Annotated in this window: 15 protein-coding genes; 5 read left to right on the top strand and 10 right to left on the bottom strand. The window is 59.4% G+C overall.

Annotated elements, in window-relative coordinates; genetic code table 11:
* Positions 1-115: 115 nt before the first annotated feature.
* Complete coding sequence (locus J3R75_RS18615; RefSeq protein WP_307264938.1) at positions 116-2527, top strand: heparinase II/III domain-containing protein; 2412 nt, start codon at positions 116-118, stop codon at positions 2525-2527.
* A gap of 582 nt (positions 2528-3109) precedes the next feature.
* On the opposite strand, the gene J3R75_RS18610 is transcribed toward J3R75_RS18615, so the two are convergent.
* Positions 3110-4021, bottom strand: a complete 912-nt coding sequence (locus J3R75_RS18610) for a family 43 glycosylhydrolase (RefSeq protein ID WP_307264935.1) — start codon at positions 4019-4021, stop codon at positions 3110-3112.
* Between the two features lie 188 nt (positions 4022-4209).
* On the opposite strand from J3R75_RS18610, the gene J3R75_RS18605 reads away from it, so the two are divergent.
* Complete coding sequence (locus tag J3R75_RS18605; protein WP_307264933.1) at positions 4210-4515, top strand: hypothetical protein; 306 nt, start codon at positions 4210-4212, stop codon at positions 4513-4515.
* On the opposite strand, the gene J3R75_RS18600 is transcribed toward J3R75_RS18605, so the two are convergent.
* Positions 4512-5795 (bottom strand): ISL3 family transposase, encoded by a 1284-nt coding sequence (locus tag J3R75_RS18600; RefSeq protein ID WP_307259144.1) that lies wholly within the window; start codon positions 5793-5795, stop codon positions 4512-4514. The two genes, J3R75_RS18605 and J3R75_RS18600, sit on opposite strands and share 4 nt — an antisense overlap.
* Before the next feature lie 278 nt (positions 5796-6073).
* On the bottom strand, positions 6074-6421 hold the full coding sequence (locus J3R75_RS18595) for a hypothetical protein (RefSeq protein ID WP_307264931.1): 348 nt from the start codon (positions 6419-6421) through the stop codon (positions 6074-6076).
* 289 nt (positions 6422-6710) lie between these two features.
* Here J3R75_RS18595 and J3R75_RS18590 point away from each other — a divergent pair, with 289 nt between their 5' ends.
* A complete protein-coding gene (locus J3R75_RS18590) occupies positions 6711-7409 on the top strand; it encodes an SGNH/GDSL hydrolase family protein (RefSeq protein ID WP_307264929.1) in 699 nt (232 codons plus the stop codon).
* 106 nt (positions 7410-7515) lie between these two features.
* Here the strand turns inward: J3R75_RS18590 and J3R75_RS18585 are convergent, their stop codons facing one another.
* The 4 genes from J3R75_RS18585 to J3R75_RS18570 are packed head-to-tail and all read right to left on the bottom strand — an operon-like array spanning position 7516 to position 12088.
* The gene (locus J3R75_RS18585; RefSeq protein WP_307264926.1) at positions 7516-8298 is read right to left on the bottom strand and encodes an MBL fold metallo-hydrolase; all 783 of its coding nucleotides are present in this window, start codon (positions 8296-8298) and stop codon (positions 7516-7518) included.
* Positions 8299-8335: 37 nt separating this feature from the next.
* On the bottom strand, positions 8336-9274 hold the full coding sequence (locus J3R75_RS18580; protein WP_307264924.1) for a phosphatidylserine decarboxylase: 939 nt from the start codon (positions 9272-9274) through the stop codon (positions 8336-8338).
* 17 nt (positions 9275-9291) lie between these two features.
* Positions 9292-11061 carry an FAD-dependent oxidoreductase gene (locus J3R75_RS18575; RefSeq protein WP_307264921.1) on the bottom strand — a complete coding sequence of 590 codons (1770 nt, stop codon included), beginning with the start codon at positions 11059-11061 and terminating at the stop codon, positions 9292-9294.
* A gap of 28 nt (positions 11062-11089) precedes the next feature.
* Positions 11090-12088 (bottom strand): KpsF/GutQ family sugar-phosphate isomerase, encoded by a 999-nt coding sequence (locus tag J3R75_RS18570; RefSeq protein ID WP_307264919.1) that lies wholly within the window; start codon positions 12086-12088, stop codon positions 11090-11092.
* Between the two features lie 402 nt (positions 12089-12490).
* Here J3R75_RS18570 and J3R75_RS18565 point away from each other — a divergent pair, with 402 nt between their 5' ends.
* Entirely contained in the window at positions 12491-14095 is a 1605-nt protein-coding gene (locus tag J3R75_RS18565; RefSeq protein WP_307264916.1) for a catalase, read from the top strand.
* A gap of 220 nt (positions 14096-14315) precedes the next feature.
* Complete coding sequence (locus J3R75_RS18560) at positions 14316-14495, top strand: hypothetical protein (RefSeq protein WP_307264913.1); 180 nt, start codon at positions 14316-14318, stop codon at positions 14493-14495.
* A gap of 162 nt (positions 14496-14657) precedes the next feature.
* On the opposite strand, the gene J3R75_RS18555 is transcribed toward J3R75_RS18560, so the two are convergent.
* From J3R75_RS18555 to J3R75_RS18545, 3 genes are all read right to left on the bottom strand, one after another.
* Positions 14658-14957: an STAS domain-containing protein gene (locus tag J3R75_RS18555; protein ID WP_307264910.1), complete on the bottom strand. Its 300-nt coding sequence runs from the start codon at positions 14955-14957 to the stop codon at positions 14658-14660.
* An 87-nt stretch (positions 14958-15044) separates the two neighbouring features.
* A complete protein-coding gene (locus tag J3R75_RS18550) occupies positions 15045-16127 on the bottom strand; it encodes an amino acid ABC transporter ATP-binding protein (protein ID WP_307264907.1) in 1083 nt (360 codons plus the stop codon).
* A complete protein-coding gene (locus tag J3R75_RS18545; RefSeq protein WP_307264903.1) occupies positions 16124-19117 on the bottom strand; it encodes an ABC transporter permease subunit in 2994 nt (997 codons plus the stop codon). Before J3R75_RS18545 ends, J3R75_RS18550 begins: the two co-directional genes overlap by 4 nt.
* Positions 19118-19300: the final 183 nt, after the last annotated feature.

Raw genomic sequence — 19300 nt, 5'->3', positions numbered from 1 at the left:
AGTCACTGCTACGGGTATGCTCCATCCCCGTGGCTCAAGCCACCATGAACCCGGCGGCGCGCTAGTTTTCTAGCGCAATGCTCCGGTGTTCCAGCCAAAAAGGACCTTATCAGCCATGCGTTTTGCTCTCCTCAGTATCATTGGCGGCGTCAGCTTGTCTCTGGCCGCATCGGCCCAACAGCCTTTATTGAGCTTCAGCGACGCGAGACGCCAGCAGCTCCGCGAGCACCCCGAGTATGTGAATTTGCTCAAGAAGGCCGATGGCTATCTCAAGGCCCGACCGATGACGGTTGACGACCTCAAGCCCAGTGGTCGCGATACCAAGCACTCGACGACGGCTTTCCCGCACGTGGTCGGTCGGCGTCTGAATGACTGGAGTGAGGCGCTGGGCTTCGCGTGGGTGGGCAGCGGCGACGAACGCTATGCGGAGAAGGGCATTGAGTTGCTTTGCGGGACGCTGGCGAATTTTCCGGTTGCGCAGCCGTATGTGCTCAAGGGCTTTGCCGGTGGTCGCGGGGACATCATGCGCGGCATCGCTATCGGCTACGGCTTTTTTGCTGGTGCGATGACGCCTGAGCAGCGCGATCAGGTTGCAGTTGTGTCTGAAGCCTACGTGGACAATTTTCTCAGCGAGGCGGACAATCCGAAGATCTGGTGGCATGGCATCCACAACTACAACGGCGTCTGTGGTGGTGCGGCGGGTTTGCTGACCATGGCCTTTGCGGACTATCCGGGCATTGCGTCGAAGCAGGGCGAGTGCATTCGCATCATGAAGCGCTGGTTTGATGTGAGCATCGACAGCGAGGGTGCCTACGTGGAGGGCGCGGGTTATTCACAGTACGGCCTGAGCAACAGCCTGCTTTTCGCTTGGCTGTTGCGGGAGCGTGGTGGCGAGGATCTTTTCAAGCATCCGCATGTCAAGCAGCTGCCGCGTTTTTATGCGCAGTCGTTGCTGCCGGGCACGAATATCATGGATGCCCGCAACGACAGTAATTACGGGCGGGTAAACCGCGAATGCTTGCTGCTGGCCTTGGCGAATCGCGATGGTCTAGCGGCTTGGCTGTGGGAGACATCGGGCGTGGACGCCTATCCCTACTCGGTTATTTTTGGTGATGATTTGCCGCCGTCGACGCCGCCGACGGGGCTGTTGCCCTTGCATCAGCATTTTCCGGATCGCGGGCTTTGCGTCTGGCGCAGTGGCTGGTCGGATCGCGACGTGATGTTCAGCACCGAAGCCGGGCCGTATTATCCGACCACGCATAATCAAGGTGACAAGGGCCATTTCACGCTGTACGCCTATGGTCAGAATTGGGCCGTGGACACCGGCTATGGCAACGACAGCCATTTTGAGGACAGCCGCTGCCACACCCAGGCGCACAACTGCGTGCTGATTGACGGCAAGGGCCAGGCGCGCAGCGGCAACGGCCACGGCACCAACGGCACGATCGTGGCCTATAACGGTGAAGCGCCAGGCGGCTACGCCTTGGCGGATTGCACCGAGGCGTACCAGAAAAACAACCGCGGCATGCCCGGCGCTGGCGCCGAGCTGGCGTTGCGGCATCATTTGTATGTGCAGCCGGAACAAGGCGCACCGGCCTACGCGGTGGTCTTTGACGATATCCGCAAGGACGCTGCCGAGCACCGTTACACTTGGCAGATGCTGACCTGGGGCAATGTGGCGATCGACACGCGGCCCAACGGCGCGTTGTTCCGGAATAAACACCGGCCGGAGGGTGAGAGCTACGCGTGGACGCCCGTAGGCAAGCTTGATCCGAGCAAGCCGCTGTCGGCAAGCGCGGCCGCCGCAACCGGCAGCTGCAGTTGGGAGTTTGAGACGGCGGCGGCCGGCGACTGGTATCTGTGGGGTTTAGTCCGCGCCATGGGTGTAGACAACGGCAAGAGCGATTCCTTTGTGGTGCAGATTGACGAGCAAGCGCCAATAGACTGGCACATGCCGGGTAACCGCACCTGGAATTGGGCGCAGGTGACGACTGGCGTCACTGATAAGACGCCATGGCGGGTCACGCTGCCTGCTGGCAAGCATCGCCTGCGTTTCATGACTCGCGAGCCCGAAGCCGCGCTGAGCATGGTCGTGCTTACGCGTGACGCCGAAGCGTTGCTGCCGCCGCAGGACGGTGACAGTGAGCATATCGGTCTGCGCGTGGACCACGCGGAGGTCGCCGGCGGCATGGTCCGGCGGCAGGTGGCGGACGAATCGGCGGCTTTGTCGCGGCTACTGCTGGCTGTTGATGCTGCTGCGCCACTGGCGGCACCGGTTGTGGACGCATTCCGGCCGACGGATGGCCGGCAACCGGCACACTTTCCCCGCTTTGGCATCGACACGACGGCGGTCAATCCGCTTTTTGTGGCGGTGCTGGTGCCGCTGCCGGGGGAGCAGGCCGAGCCGGCGGTGGGCTTCGCGCGCAGCGCCGACGCGGTGGAGATCACGGTGACCTGGCCAACGCATCGCGATGTCATTCGCTGGCACCCAGCAAACCGCGAAAAGCCTTCGTTCACGCGGCAATAAGCACCATCTGCAGAATGCTTTTTATATCCGCAGATGACGCAGATTAGCGCAGATTGCTTTTGGCGGCATGTCTTGCTGCTGCGCAGCAAGTCACGCCGCCGGTAGGAAGTCGCGAATTTGTAGGGGCGATCGGCAGGTCGCCCCTTTTTTTCTCACGCGAAGGCGCGAAGGCGCGAAGAAGACGTTTTTTCTCACGCGAAGGCGCGAAGGCGCGAAGAAGACGTTTTTTTATCCGCAGATGACGCCGATTAGCGCAGATTGCTTTTGGCGGCATGTCTTGCTGCTGCGCAGCAAGTCACACCGCCGGTAGGAAGTCGCGAATTTGTAGGGGCGATCGGCAGGTCGCCCCTTTTTTTTCTCACGCGAAGGCGCGAAGGCGCGCAGAAGACGTTTTTTCTCACGCGAAGGCGCGAAGGCGCGCAGAAGACGTTTTTTTATCCGCAGATGACGTCGATTAGCGCAGATTGTTTTTGGCGGCATGTCTTGCTGCTGCGCAGCAATTCACGCCGCCGGTAGGAAGTCGCGAGGTAGTGGCGATCGGCAGATCGCCCCATAGATTACGCATATTGTGCGGAATGGCGTTTAGAGTTGGAACCTTGGCAGGTCTTTGTCCTCGTCCCATAGCACGCGCAGGCGTGAGATAAACCATGTCTTGCCCATGTCGTTGTTGCCTTGGAAGAAGAGATGGACGCTGCCGTCGTCGTCGGTGAAGGCGAAGGGGTGTCCTGATTCGCAGGCGTTCCAGGTTCCGGGGGCGCCGTTCGGGAGCACCGGCTTGTCCGAGAGGCGTTGCCAGTGTACACCATCGAGGCTGCGGGCGCAACCGATTTGCTGTGGCCAGTTGTTGTAGGCGCCGGCGTAGAACATGTGCAGGACGCTGTTGTGACGGAAGAGCGCTGGGCCTTCGATGCAATCGCCTTCCCACGGCAGTTCTGGACGCAGGATACTCTGGTCACAGAGCTGTTGCCAGTCGTTAGGACCGAAAGAGGAGGACAGCGGTGCGGCTGCGACTCCTATGAGTTGCTGTTTGAAATCCGGATCGCGCGTGGCCCAGTAGAGCAGTAGCTGATCGCCGTTGACGACGACGTCGGCGTCAATGGCGCGGCCACAGTTCCAGTTGCCAGAGGCTTTGAAGACGGGATTGCCGGGATTGCGTTCGAAGGTCACGCCGTCGCTGGAACTGGCGTGGCAGATGGCGTCATGGCGGCCATTGCCGTAGGTCTGGTAGAAGAGATGAACGCGGCCGTTGAGAACGATGGCGCCGGGGGCGCAGAAGCCTTTTTTCTCGTAGAGGCCGAAGGGCGACAGGGCAGCGATGGGCTGCCAATTGTCCAGGTCGTGGCTTTCAGCGACGCCGATGCCCCAGCCATCGTCGGTACGGCCATCCCCGTGCGGCGGTATGGAATAATACAGCAGATAGCGGCCGTGAAGGCGGACGACGGCCGGGTCTTTGCTGAAATTGGGTCGGCGGCTGCTATCGGCATAACGCATCATGTGGCGGTTCTCCTCCAGAGGAAATGGGACGGGCATAGCGCGGACGGAGCGGACGGATATTCTTTCTGGTTATCGCGGACGGATCGGACGGATCGTCTTTCTGGTTATCGCGGACGGATCGGACGGATCTTCTTTCTGGTTATCGCGGACGGATCGGACGGATCGGACCGATCGGACGGATCGTCGACTTGATCGGTCTGATCGGTCTGATCGGTCTGATGATCAGCCAGATCAGTCTGATCGGGCGTCTTCAGCGTTTTTTTCCGGCCTTATGGTGCGGTCTCATCGAGATCATCGAGGTCATCGAGATCATCGAGATCATCGAGATCATCGAGATCGTCGTCATCCTCGTTGTCATCATCCACGTCATGCCAGTCTGCGTCGACGACGTGGTCGACGCCTTCGATGTCTTCTTCTTCATCATCATCGTCATAGTCGTTTTTTTTGGTGCTTCAGGCAATTCCGTGGGTTGCAAATTTGAGTGCAAGTGCTAGTTGGCGGCCTCTGGCAGCAGGTTAAGTTTCCCGCAATGAAACAGAATTGCATTGCGTAAAGATTCTTTGTTTTTGAAACCACATGCACTTCTCTTGACAGCCTCAATTTTGCTGTTCAGCCCCTCGGTCAGGGCATTGCTGACCCCATGTTCGATTGCAGCCACTATGCCATAGAAGTGGTTTTTCAGCGTATGGGCGGCTTTTGCCATGTCCGGAATTTGTGAATGCGTCGCCCACCAGTACCAGTGTTTGAAATACTTCGGCGTCTCTTCTTTGTCGGGGCAAGTTGTCCACATGTCGCGAAGGTTTTCCTTGATTGCCCATGCCCGCGCCGTTTTCTTGGCAATCTGTCTAACTTTTTCGAACCTGGCCTTGTTTTTGTCAGGAAGATTCTCCCTGCCATACAGAAAATCATGGCGCGCTCCGAACATGCTTTTCTTGTCCTCATCGCTCATCGTGGCCTGTTCTTGCTTTCGTGTGCTGTCCACTGCCTTTTGGACGACCTGCATCACATGGAAATGATCAAAACACAGTTCGGCATTGGGCATGAAGTTTGACGCAATACGCTCATACCCCGCACTCATGTCCATGGCCGCGATCTGGACGTTTTTCAAACTTTCCTTGCGTTTTTCAAACCAGGGGCTGATGTCATCAATGCGCCGCTTGTCCACCACGTCAAACACGCTCCCATTGCCAATGTCAGTGATAATGGTGAAATAGCGATGTCTGGAAAACACCTGCTTCTCGTCAAGTCCCATGATGACCGGCGTCGTATCGCCACGTCGCTCAAGCCCTCGCTTGACGGCCCGATCGCGGATACTTTCCAACATGTCCCAAGACACCCTCGTTAGTTCGGACGCATCGGTCAAATTGGAGGCCTGGATGGTCTTGATGCACTTGCTTTCCATCTTGTATGTAATTGAGATCTGTGAATCAGCCAGAGGAAAGTCGCTGTTGACGATCCCATGCTTGGGGCATTGAACTCGGGGAATACGGGCATGAAGGTAGGTCTTGCACTCGCAGGTGTCCAGATGTTGCCAGGTTCTTTCCGGAGCATGGTCGTAAGTAGGTGATGGGGTGTGACAGGCATGACACGAAAAGCGATAATGCTCCTGATGGATCAGCCAGACGTCAACACGGGTACTGTCGTCGGAAATTTCGACCTTGGAGACAGTCCAGGGCGATGGCGGATTAATCACGCGTTGATAAAACGACTCCAAGTTCATGGCGGACTCCCATGGCTCAATGTGAATGACGAGGTCAGGTGATTGACTGGGCATTGCGTGGCCATGAGGTAATGAAACACAAAAATGATCGGGTGCAACAAAAGTGAAGGCATTCTTGCAATAACAAGAAACACCGAAGCGGAAGATTGCTCCGACTGCCTTCCATACAAATTGACATGGAAAGCTGGGCGGGCATCATAATTTGAACATTAATTGATCGTTGAATATCAACAAGTTACACTATTTTATGCGTACGATTAGCTGGCTTTTTTCCCCCCATGTGACAAGGCGTTGTCTTGGTTCTGAGCACAAAACGTCGAAAAATCTACCCACTAAGTTTCCTGAAGAGCCTTTTTTTTGTGCTTGGGGCGTGGTAGTGGCGCTTCTTTGACGGCGGGGCTTACCAGTTCCAGTGCTTCCTCGGAGAGGACTTTGAAGCTATGCACGGTGAGGATGTCGAGGCCGCTGTGGTCTTTGCTGATGGTTCCCTGGAAAAGAATATCGACTTCTTCGCCAGCGAAGGGCATGAGCCTCTTGACCATTTTTCTCGTGGTGACGATGTATTCATTGCCGTCCTGGCAGAGGATGGAAATGGCATCGGCGTCGGCTCCGGGCATATCTTCGAAGATATCGACTTGGCCGGTGATGGTGACTACTCGTTGTTCTTTGTCTTCTTTCATGGCGGGATTCCGTCTGGCTGGTTCTATTTATTGGCTAATAGACAAAAAAACCGCGCATAATCTACCGATGTTGGACGCCCGTGCTAGCGCAGCGGCAAGATTTTGTGCAGTCGGAGAAAGTTTATGAAAAAAATGGGCGTTTGGCAATATCTCCCGCAAGATTTTTTATGCGTGCCTTGGACTGTCTGGACGCTCTGGTTTGTTGCGGGAGGGTATCGCGGTATATTTGGGATCACTTTTTGCACGCCTGGTAGCAGGCGCTACGGCAACCTACAGAGGAGAGAACGACATGAGGTTCATGGGACCAGCGGCGGTGATGTTATTGGCCTTGGCGGTGCATGGCGATGGCGTGGTGCCAGGGAAAACGGCGGCGCAAGCCGACAGGGTGTTGATTTTGGGCAACAGCATTACCTTGCATGGTCCCAAGGCGGATATTGGCTGGCACGACAACTGGGGCATGGCTGCCAGCGCCTTGGCGAAGGACTACGCGCATCTGCTGGTGCAGAAATTTACGACGGCCCGGCAAGGGCAGGCGCCCGAGTTCATGATTGGCAACATCGCCGGTTTTGAACGCGGCTATGCCAGCGCGGATGTGAACGAGGTGCTGAAGAAATACTTGGAGTTCAAGCCCGACCTCGTGGTGTTAGCCATTGGCGAGAACATTCCGGCGCCGGGTGATCCCGAGCAGGAAGCGGCCTTGCTCAAGGCCCTGCAGGCCTTGATGACGGCTTTGCGGGCGGATGGGACGAACCGGCTCTTCGTGCGTGGCAGCTTCTGGCCGCATGCGGTGAAAGACCGCCTGTTGCGCGAAGCCTGCGTGGCCACGGGCGGCATCTATGTCGATCTCAGCAATTTTGCCGGCAAGGAAGAGTATTTCGCCCGTTCTGAGCGGCAGTTTGAGCACAAAGGCGTGGCTGGGCATCCGGGTGATCGCGGCATGGCCGCCATCGCTGATGCCATCTGGGAAGTCATCAGCGCGCATAAATAAGGGTGCCGGCAAATCCGGGACACTCATAAAAATGCAATGGGGCGGGAAAGACCGATGGACTTTTCCGCCCCGTATGCGTTGGGGCCGTTATTATTGTGGGCTCGCCTTACTCCACAGACAGGGATTCGCCGGGCAGTGGGGCGACGGTATTGGGGAAGATAGCGCGGGCGGCGGCGGTGGTGGCAGCGCGTGACGACGGGTTGTAGTGGACGAGGGCGAGGCGCTTGGCGTTGGCCAGTTTGGCGATGGCGGCGGCGTCCGGTGCGCCGGAGTGGCCGTTGACGCCGTTGGGGTCGTGGTGGCTCGGGCCGTAGCTGGCCTCGTGGACCAGCAGATCGCAGTCTTGGGCGTGTTGAGCCAGTGATTCGAGGTAGGCCGTGTCGCCGGTGAAGACCACGCTTTTGCCGCTGTCGTGCTCCGTGAAGCGATAGCACAGGCCGGACACGGGGTGGATAGTCGGGCAGGTCGTTACCGTGAAGCGTGGCGTTTCGAAGCTGCTGCCGGGCCGCAGAGGCACGACGACGGGTGTTGGGGCGACATCGTCATAGACATCGGTGCGCAGGAAGTACAGTGCGCGTTCGACCACGAGCTTGATTTCGGGCAGTGGGCCGAGGATGACCAACGGCTCCTTATTGACCTTGGCGCGATTGCGGAAGACTTGGCTGAAGAGCAGTCCTGGCAGGCCCATGTAGTGATCTTGGTGGCAGTGGGTGATGAAGAGGAAATTGATGAAGTTGGGGTCCTCGCCGTGGGCGAGCATGTTGATGGCGCCATTCCAGCCGGTGTCGATCATGATGGAATGATCCAGAACCATGCAGGTGCTGTCCTGGTCGGGCCCGCTGGGAACGCAGGTGCAGGTACCGATGAAGCGGACTGAGAAGGGGGCCATGTGCATACTCCTGGTTGGACCGGCCGGTGGCTTGTTGTCAAGGTGTTGTGGGGGTGCAGCCGATGGCTTCGCCGACGCGCACCAGGCATTCCATGCCGGTGGTGCTGCGGGCGACCAAGTCGTCGTCAAAACGGATGCTGCCGGGGCGGAAGATCATGATGATGGTCGAGCCGCCGAAGGCGAAGAGGCCTTTTTCGTCACCCCGGGCGAAAGCCTCTTGCGTGTGTGTCTGGACGATTGAGGCCACGCCGAAGGCACCGACTTCGATAAAGGCCGTCAGGCCAAAATGCTCGAGGTCCAGTAACGACACCGTGCGGACATTTTCGCTGAACACGCGCAGTTGGCTGCGCAGAGCCAGTGGGTGTACTGAGTGGTAGCGGCCCTTGATGCGCCAGCGTCGTCGTTCTCGGCCGTCGTCGGGGTAGTGGTAGCGGTGGTAGTCGGCCGGGCAGAGGCGGCAGATGCAGAGGGCGCCGCCGCGGAATTGGCCGGCGACGTCCGCGCCTTCGTGGCCGAGCAGTTCGCTGACGGTGAAGGTGGCGCCTTTGACGGGTATGCAGCAGTCGTCGTTGAGTTCAGGCCAGACGGTAAGGCGGCAATCGGCAGGCGAGCAGAGCCGCGTGGGGTCGGGGCAGAACTCGCGGGCGCCGGGGTGGAGCTTACGGCAGAAGAAGTCGTTGAAGCAGCGGAAACCCTCATCGGGGATGACGAAGTCGTCCATATCGATATTTAGATCGACGATGGTCTGGGGAATGCGTAGGCGCGAGGCCGGCCGGTCGGCGTAGTAGCCCATGAGGCGGGAGAGCAGGACGTTGCCGAAGAGCGGCCAGGAGAGCAGGTGTCGGGCGGGGCTGCAGTAGGCCAGGCGCAGCAACCGGTCGCCGAGGATGGTCTCCGTGGCGACGCGGCCGTGCCTGCGGTCGTAATACTGGCAGTGCTCGGGGGGAGCTTGGTCGGATGCGGCGTCGCTGCTCATGCGGTGGATCTTTCGTGTCAGGACAGTTCGAAGGCGAAAAGCTTGCAGGTGTCGGCGCCCCAAGTTGCTTCGGGGACGATGCGCACGGCGCTGGCCTGAATGGCCAGTGGCACGCGCACCAGGCGCTGGTAGTTGTTGTCTTCGCGATGGACGCAGCGCCATTGGCCGTCGGCGCCTTTGGCTTCGAGGCGGAAGGCCTTGACAAGTGTGGGCGGGGTTTCCCGTGGTGGCTGGTTGAGGGGGAAATTGGACAGGATGTTCTTTTCGCCCTGTTTGGCGCAAGCGCCCTTACCGCAGCGGTTGAGATCGCTATCGAAAGTCATGCGGGCCTGGCTGACGGTGACGACGCAGCCGAAGTCGTATTCGACCCAAGCTTCGGCGGGGCCCTGCCAGGAGTTGTCGTCCCAGGCGCCCTGGTCGTTTTTGCTGGGGCGGTCGAGGCCGTTGCGCAGTGGCTCGGGATCGTTGACGGACGCCTTGAGCGCGGCTGAGGTGCTCAACTCAGCGACAACGCGGCGTTGCCAGGGCAGGAAGCAGTCATCGTCCAGCAAGGCCTGCTGCAGTTGGGTGATGTAGTTTTGGCCGACATCGCGCGGGGTACAGCCCTTGGCGACGGCGATGGCGGCGGCGGTGCCGACGGCCTGGCCGAGGAGCCCGCAGGTCGCCATGACGCGGGTGGAACTCATGGCGGCGTGGGTGGTGCTGATATTGCGGCCGGCGAAGAAGAGATTGGGCACGTTGGCCGAATAGAGGCAGCGGTAGGGGATGCCGAAAGGCGATGGCGCCGGGTGGAAGATGGTGGGTGCGCCGGGGTGGTTGAAGCCGGCGGGGTGGTGGTCGTCCATGCTCCAGCCGCCGTAGGCGATCATATCGGCGAAGCGGCCTTCAGCGCGGACGTCGTTTTGGGTGAGGACGTGGTCGCCGAGGTAACGGCGGCTTTCGCGCTTGCCGGGGAGGAAGCCGACCCAGTTGAGCTCCCAGTTGGCGGCGCCGTGGTCGCCGTGGTTTTTGATGTGGTCCCAGACGCCGAAGGCGATGGCCAGCAGCTGGTCGCGGAGTTCTTCGCTGTCGTGAATGGAGTCGTTTTCGCCGCCGAGTTCGATCCACCAGAAGTTGTTGGTGCCGGTGTAGCCGTGGCCGCGGTTGGGCAGCGACGCGTCGTCGGGGAATTTGCGTGCCCACTTGGGTGGGGTGTAGGACTTTGGCGAGTCGGTTTCGCGGGCCTGGAGGAGGCAGCTCATGCCCATGGTTTTGCGGTCGGCGACGGGTGGTTCGATGTCTTCGTTGTATTCATCGCGGGCTTCGCGGCCGAGGCGGAATTTGGCGTTGGTCAGTGGTGCGAGGATGCTGTCACCGGAGCAGTCAGCGAAGAGTTTGGCGGTGACGACATGCCAAGTCTCGGTGGTGGTTTGCCAGCCTTTGACGCTGACGATGCGGCCGTTGGCCATGGTGGCGTCATTGACGGAACAGTTGAGCATCAAGTCGATATTGGGTTCGAAGCGCACGGCCTGGTAGAGGACGCTGTCCCAGATGGAGAAATTGGAGCCGGGGTTGCGGTAGTTGTTTTCGAGGTTGATTTCTTCGAGGAGGCCAGTTTCGCGGTTGTTGAGGCCATGGGCGCCGCAAATCCACATGCGGATTTCGCTGGAGGCGTTGCCGCCGAGCACGGGCCGGTCCTGGATGAGGGCGACTTTGGCGCCGCGACGGGCGGCGGCGATGGCCGCGAACATGCCGGCGATACCGCCGCCGACGACACAGAAATCTACTTGGTGATGAAGATGGCGCATGCTTGTCCTCTGGGTGCGATGGTGGTAGTTACATGACCTTGAATTTGGGCAGGTCCTGGATATCGACGAGGCCGGCGAGGCGGCCTTGTTCGTCCACGGCGATGATGTCGTCGATCTTGCGTTTTTCCAGCAGCTTCATGATTTCGACGGCGAGGGCGTTGACGGAGATGGTGATGGGCTTGGGGGTCATGACGCTTTCGATGGCAGCTTCGAGGACGGCGGCATTGCGGGTGATCTGGCGGCGGAAGTCGCCGTCGGTGAAGATGCCGAGGACGACGTCGTCGGCGTCGACGATGGCGACGGCGCCGCAGCGGGCGTTGGTCATGGCCAGCAGTGCGTCGCGGACGCTGGTGCCGGGGGTGACGCGCGGTGCTTGCTGGCCGCTACGCATGAGGTCTCTGACGGTAAGGCTGATGCTGCGGCCGATGGCGCCGGCGGGATGGAGTTTGGCGTAGTCGTTGATGCCGAAGCGGCGGCAGTCGAGGAGGACCATGGCGAGGGCATCGCCGAGGGCGGCGAGCGCGGTGGTCGTCGTAGTTGGGGCCAGGTTGAAGGGACAGGCTTCGCGTGGCACTGGCATGGGCACGACCATGTCGGCGACGTTGCCGAGGCGCGAGTCGCCTGTGGCGGTGATGGCGATGATGTCGACCCCCAGGCGTTTGACTGCCGGCAGCACGGCGAGCAGCTCGTCGGTCTCGCCGCTGTAGCTGACGGCCAGCAGAATGTCCAGCGGCGAAATGATGCCGAGGTCGCCGTGCATGGCTTCGACGGGGTGCATGAAGACGGCACGGGAGCCCGTGCTCGCCAGCGTCGCCGCAATCTTCTGGCTGATGTGACCGCTCTTGCCAATGCCGCTGAGGACGATTTTGCCGCCGGCGCCGAGGATTTCCAGGCAGCGGTGCACCAGATCGACAAAGGGCTGGCCAAGGCCATCCCGGATGGCCGTCAGGCCATTGATTTCAATGTCCAAGACGTCGGTGGCGCGCTGCAGAATTTTCTGGGTGTCGGGCTTGGGATTCAGATTCATGATGACAGGACTTCGTGTTTGACAAGGTGGAGTGGGAGCAGGGGATAAAAATGCTGCCCAAATATAATGACCTTAGACTAAAAGGAAACAGCCGAGGTGGCCAGAAGGGGCTTGTTCGCCGGGAAAAGTGCAGCGGCGGTGTATTTAGGCACGGCTTCTATTTGCTAACTATTCGTAAAAGGAGTAAACTAGGCGTTATGCTTTATTGCCTGCGGTCTGGCTCAGCCCGCGGGATTTTTTGTGGTGGCGCAAAGCCCAGGTTGTAGGATTCATTTGTGATTTATTACTGATTCACAAGGAGGTGTTTGGCCAGCAGCACGCCCGCGTTTGTCTTCGTAGGGAGCCCTGACAGAACAGAGTCCAAATCAAAGCAAATCAAATCAAAGCAAGGAATGACCGAACATGAAAAAAGACAAGTTGACGACCAATTTTGGTGCGCCGGTAGCTGACAATCAGAATTCGCGTACGGCTGGGCCGCGTGGTCCGGTGTTGCTGGAGGATGTTTGGCTGCTGGAGAAACTGGCCAATTTCAATCGCGAAGTCATTCCGGAGCGTCGCATGCATGCGAAGGGCTCTGGCGCTTTTGGGACCTTTACGGTGACGCATGACGTGACCAAATACAGCCGGGCGAAGCTTTTTGAGAAGATCGGCAAGAAGACCGAGGTTTTTGCGCGTTTCTCGACGGTGGCGGGTTTTCGTGGCGCGGCGGATGCCGAGCGCGACATCCGTGGTTTTGCGGTAAAATTCTACACAGAGGAAGGCAATTGGGATTTGGTTGGCAACAACACGCCGGTTTTTTTCCTGCGTGACGGCCAGCATTTTTCCGATTTGAATCACGTGGTGAAGAAGGACCCGCGGACGCATTTGCATTCGCCGACGAGCAACTGGGATTTCTGGACGAGTCTGCCGGAGGCGCTCAACCAAGTCACCATCACCATGAGTGACGATGGTCTGCCGGCGTCTTACCGGAACATGCACGGCTTTGGCAGCCACACCTTCAGCCTCTACAACAAGAAGAATCAGCGCACGTGGGTGAAATTTCACTGGGTGTGCCAGCAGCCGATTAAGTACTTGACGGACGCAGAGGCCGAGATGCTGGTTGGCAAGGATCGTGACAGCCACCAGCGCGATTTGTACGAGCATATTGAAGCCGGCGACTTCCCGCGTTGGAAGCTGTGTTTCCAGCTGATGACGGAAGAGCAGGCACGGAAGTTGCCATACAATCCCTTCGATTTGACCAAAGACTGGTCGACGGACGACTATCCGCTGATCGACGTCGGCATGATGGAGCTCAACCGCAATCCCGAGAATTACTTTGCGGAGGTTGAGCAGGCGGCCTTCAATCCCGGCAGCGTCGTGCCGGGCGTTGGTTTTTCGCCGGACAAGATGCTCCAGGCGCGTCTCTTTGGCTATGGTGATGCCCAGCGTTACCGCCTCGGCGTCAATCATCACCTGATACCGGTGAATAAGGCACGCTGCCCGGTGACGGGTTATTCGCGCGACGGCATGATGCGTGTTGACGGCAACTACGGCAGCAAGACCAGTTATGAGCCGAACAGCTTCGGCGCCTGGCAGGAACAGCCCGAGTACCGCCAGCCGGCCACGCCGGTCAATGGCGATGGCGATAACTGGAATTTCCGGGAGGATGACGACGACTACTTCACGCAGCCCGGCATTCGCTTTCGCAAGATGACCGATGGCCAAAAGCAGCGCCTCTTTGAGAACACGGCGCGCGCGATGTGTGGCGTGCCGGACTTCATCAAGCAGCGTCACATTGAGCATTGCACCAAGGCCGATCCGGCATACGGCGCCGGCGTTGCCAAGGCCTTCAAGGAACGCGAAAAGATGATGATGGGCATGAAGAAGATGGAGATGGGCCACATCGCCGATGGCGATCCCGCTGCCAAGGGTTGCGGCTGCAACTGCGATATGGCAGAGAAGGCGCCGAAGGGCAAGAAGGCATGCGCCAAACCCAAGAAAGACATGGGCAAAGCCAAGAAGAAATAACGTGTGAAAGGCGGCGTCCGCACATTGCGGGCGCCACCACGCACGGGCTGATTATGGGCCATGTTACCCGCGTCAGCGTTTCGTAGGCACACAAGTAGCGCGCCCGCCATCCTCGACTGGACAGTCGGTGGTGGCGGGCGTGTAGTTTTTTGGGCGGGGCGGTGTCGGCGTGGGGTAATCGGTCAGTGCACAACCCGGTGGGGAAAACACCGGGTACAATTTGCAGGAAACCCACGGCCTGCCGCCGCCCAGCCATTCGACCTTGATTTCCGCCGACCTTTGCGGCAGCGGAGTCATAGCTGGCCAGAGTAGCAGCGGCTTCCAGCCGCTGTTGCGCACGGTTCGTGCGGCGGGGGAGACGGGCCGGGTACGGTCGGCGTGGATGACGAGGACGGTTTAATGAGCCGTCTTGTCGGAGTGGGCGAGACGCCCACTCCACGGCCGCGAGACAGAATCGGTCAGTAACCGCCCCGGTATTTTCCCTACCGGGGTGGTTACTGATTGATTACCTACTGCGGTTGGCCGGGGGGACGGCCTTCGGCGCATTTATCGCGTGGTGTACTTAGGCTTCGATGCGGATGATGCTGGCGAAGCCGGTCATGGTGAAGATGTCCATGACGGCCTTGGTGACGTGGACGATTTTCATGCTGCCTTGCTTGGCCATGCGTTTTTGGGTGGAGAGGATGACGCGCAGTCCAGCCGATGAGATATAGACGAGGTCTTTGAGGTCGAGGACGAGGCTTTCAACGCCCTCGCAGGCGCTTTGCATTTCAGTTTCGAGGACGGGGGCGGTAGTGGTATCCAGGCGGCCGTCGAGGGTGATGACCAACTCCTTGTCGTTGAGGGTCTTGGTGATGTTCATGCGAGTTCCTTGTTTGTGTGTTTTTTTTCTGTATGGCTGATCGTGTTGGTTACAACAACTGAGTTTGTGCAGCCGGTGTGAGACTGCCTAGCGCAGGGTCATTTTGAGCGTAGCGCGGTTGTGTTCCCGGTTGAAGTGCTGTTCCCGGGTGAGATTGCTGACGATTGTCCTGGAGAGCATGGTATCGTCGTCGTCATTGGCGAGGGGATTGCCTTCGCCGCTTTGGTAGTTGAAGCTGAGATCGACCTGGCCGTTTTCTTCGGAGCAGGCGATGCTCAGATTGACCATGGTGGTACTGGGCAGGAGGATATTGCAGAGCATTTCCTCACAGATCAGCTGGGTATTGAGGATGCTTTGCTGGTTGAGCAGGTGTTTGATGCTGAAGGCCTCCAGTTCGGCGTTGAACTGGTAGATGTCGAAGTCGTCGCGCCGAACCAGGTATTCGAAGAGGCTGATTTTGTGGATGAAGGCGCGGGTTTTCTCCCGTTTGGGGTGATTGAAGATCTGTTCGGGGCTGCCGTCTTCATAGATAGTGCCGTCGTCCATGTAGAAGATCCGTGATGAAACATCCCTAGCGAAGCGCATTTCGTGGGTGACGATCATCATGGTCATGCCCTGGCTGGCGAGTTTGCGGATGACGGCGAGGACCTCGCTGACCATGGTGGGGTCAAGAGCGGAGGTCGGTTCATCGAAGAGGACGATCTCGGGTTTCATGGCGAGGGTGCGGGCGATGGCCACGCGCTGCTTCTGGCCGCCGGAAAGTTCATCGGGGAATGCGTGGGCTTTGGCGGCCAGGCCGACGCTGTCGAGCAGCTCCATGCCGCGGGCGACGGCCGTTTTCCGGTCCAGGTGCAGCAGGTGCATGGGGCCGAGGATGACGTTTTCAATGACCATCAGATGCGAGAAGAGATTGAAGGACTGGAAGACCATGCCCATTTTCTGGCGGAGCAGCCGCACGTCGGTGTCTGGTGCAAGGACGTCTATGCCGTCAATGCGGATTTCGCCGGCGCTGGGCCTTTCCAGGAGATTGAGACAGCGTAGGAAAGTGCTTTTGCCGGTGCCGGACGGGCCGATGACGGAGATGACTTCGCCGGCGTTGATTTCGGCATTGACGTCACTGAGGACGGCCAGGCCGTCGAAGGATTTGGCAAGATGCTTGACGCTGATCATGACTGTGCCTCCATCTGGGTCAGGGCGCGGCGGCGGGCCTGGGGCTGGAGTCGGCGTTCCAGGAAGGCGAGCAGAGCCGCCACAGCGTAGGCCAGCAGGAAATAAAGAATGGCGGTGGCGATAAGGGGGAAGAACGCCTCGTATGTTCGGCTGCGGATGATGTCGCTGACCTTGGTGAGGTCCTGGATGGCGATGTAGCCGACAATGGAGGTCATTTTGATGTTGGCGATGGCTTCGCCGCGGTAGACTGGCAGGACGTGTCGGGCGGCCTGAGGGATGACGATGAGGCGGAAGCTCTGCCAGCGGCTGAAGCCAATGGCGTCGGCGGCCTCGAGCTGGCCGCGGTCCACTGCGTCGATGCCGGTGCGGAACATCTCGGAACAGTAGGCGGAGAAATTGACGGCGAAGGCGAAGATGGCGACGGCAATGGCGTTGACATTGACGCTGCCGAAGATGACGTAGTAGATGATCATCAGGATGACCAGGATGGGTGTGCCCTGGACGGTGCGGATGTAGAGCTTGGCCGGCCCGGCTAGGAGGGGGTGGGCGGAACGGCGCAGCCAGCAGACGCCGAAGCCCATGAGCGTGCCGAGGAGAATGGAGCAGACGGCGATGACGATGGTCACGCTCAGGCCACGCAGCACCAGTCGCCAGCGGTTTTCGGTCACGAAGGTGCCGCGGAAGCTCTTCAGGAGCTTTTGCGCGCGACGCGTCAGCCAGCCGTCGTCGTCGGCGTCGGCGATGCCTTCGGTGGTTGCAAGTAAGACCACGCCGCCCTCGTAGTACGAGTCGGAGAAGAGGACGTTTTTCTTGCGTTCATCGGTGACGGTGATGCCGCCGATGCCGATGTCGGCCTTGCCGCTGACGACGGCGGGAATCAGTGCCGGGAAGTCAACGGTCATGACCTCAATGCCCATGCCCATTTTTTTGGCCAGGCGGATGATGATTTCTATGTCGTAGCCGACGGGCCTGCCGTCCTTGATGTAGGAGAAAGGCTCCAGGACCGGGTCCATGACAATGCGCAGGGTGCCATTGGGGCCGGTGGCGGGAAAATCGTCGACGACCTTTTCTTTTTCATTGGCGCCGAGCCACTTGCTGGCTAATTGGTCCAGGGTGCCATTCTGCCGCAATTCAGCGAGGAGTTGATTGATTGCGCTGCAGAGATCGTCCTGTTTCTGGCTGAGGACCATGGCGTAAGAGCAGCCGACGATGGGGTCTCCCCAGATGGCGAAGTTGGGTTTTTGGGCACTGTAGATGCGGGCGATGGGTTCGTCGAGTAAGATGCCGTCGAGTTTGCCTTGGGCGAGGGCGATGAACATGTCCGTGGCGGCATTGAAGTACTGCGGGATGGCGTTGGGCAGCTCGTCCTTTTGGATTTTATCGTAGGATGAGCCGGTCATGATGCCGATTAGTTTGCCCGCAAAGGCTGTGGCGGCGGTGTTGTTGCTGGTGCTGACCGCCGCATGGTCAGTGCGTTCGAGCAGGTAAATACCGCCGGTGTAGTAGCCTTCGATGAAGTCCACGTTTTTCTGGCGTTCGGGGGTGATGGACATGGCGCCGCCGACCATGTCGGCTTTGCCAGCCATGAGGCTTTCCAGCAGCGACCCGAAGCCGGAAGGTGTGGGCTGGAAGACCATATTCAGTTCGTAGGCGATATGCGCGGCCAGTTCGACGTCGAAGCCCAAGGAAACGCCGTCGGGGCCGACGTAGCTCATGGGTTCGTTGACATTGTCGTGATGGAATCTGAGGACGCCGGCGGAGCCGTCGAAATCCGGCCGGTGGGTGAATTGGGGCATGGCCTTGTTGGTGTCCTGGGCGTTGAACCAGCGTTCGGCCATGGCCTTGAGGGTGCCGTCGGCGCGGAGTTTGCGGACGACGCCGCTGGCTTTGGCGGTCAGCGGGCTGCCCTTGGCGATGGCGAAGCCGTATTCGTCAATACTTAGGGGCACAGGCACAAGGGACAGCTCGGGGAAGCGCGATACGGCCAGGCGGCCGATGGGCTCGTCGACGCCGACGGCGACGACTTTGCCCGTCTGCAGGGCCGTGATCATCGAGCTCATGTCTTGATAATACTGGTGTTGGACATTGGCGATTTTGCGGTCGATATGCAGATCGAAGACCGTGCCGGCCAGTGAGGCGATCTTTTGGCCATGGAAGCGGTCCAGGGGCGAACGCTTAGGCGGCAGGCGGTCTTTGCGGACGAGGGCGACGATCTCCGAGTCCACATAGGTGTCCGAGAAGAGCATTTTCAGGCCGCGTTCGGGGGTGTAATTGAGGTTAGCGATCAGCAGGTCGATTTTGCCGCTTTCGGCGGCGGGGATCAGTGCCGGGAAAGTCATGGCGCTGACCTCCAGGCGGGCATTAAGGAAGAGGGCGAGACGGCGGATGAATTCGATGTCGAAGCCCGTGAGCTGGCCGTTGGCGCCGTAGTAATTCATGGGCTCATTGAGGCCTTCGGTGCCGACGCGAAGCGTCCGCGTTGGTTGCTGGGGCTCGGCAATGTCGGGCAGGGTGGTATTGGTACCCTTGAGCCAGCGTTCGTACATGTCCGCGTAGGTCCCGTCCTGGCGGTACTGGGCGATGAAGCGGTTGACCTCGTCCATGAGGTCGCGGTGGGTGGGTGGCGCGCCGATGACGATGTGTTCGTCGGCGATCTTTTCGTCCAGCACGGCCAGGTCATCGCGGGTGGCCTGGACGTATTCGAGGCTGTGGCGATCGAAAATAAAGGCGTCGATCTTGCCGGTGCTGACGGCGGTGTAGGCGTCGGATAGCGAGTTGAAGTAGAGCAACTTGGCCTGCGGAAAGTACTTTTCGCCGGCGGTCATGGCCGCCGCGCCTTCGGGCAGACCAATACGGTACTGCGGTGCATTGAGCAGCGCGGTGTTGCTGATGATCTTCGCGGGCGGCGGGGGCTTTTCACCGGAACAGCCGCTGAAGCAGAAGATGAGGGTGGCGGTAGCGGCGAGAGCGGACAGGTAGCGACGACACATGGTACCAGCTCCGTTGACGAGGGCTTGCGGCGTGATTGCCTGGACCCCGGGGGGGCGACGCGGACAACACTCGGGGAAAACCCGGCTAATATACAGCCTGCATGCGTAATCTTGGCCGGCCGCAGGGCTTTTTTTTCGCGGAGCGGACGGATCGGACGGATCGGTCGGATTGTCTTTCTTGTT

The sequence above is a fragment of the Oligosphaera ethanolica genome, from assembly GCF_030814695.1.
GTDB lineage: Bacteria > Verrucomicrobiota > Lentisphaeria > Oligosphaerales > Oligosphaeraceae > Oligosphaera > Oligosphaera ethanolica.
This window is presented reverse-complemented; position numbering and strand designations above follow the sequence as displayed.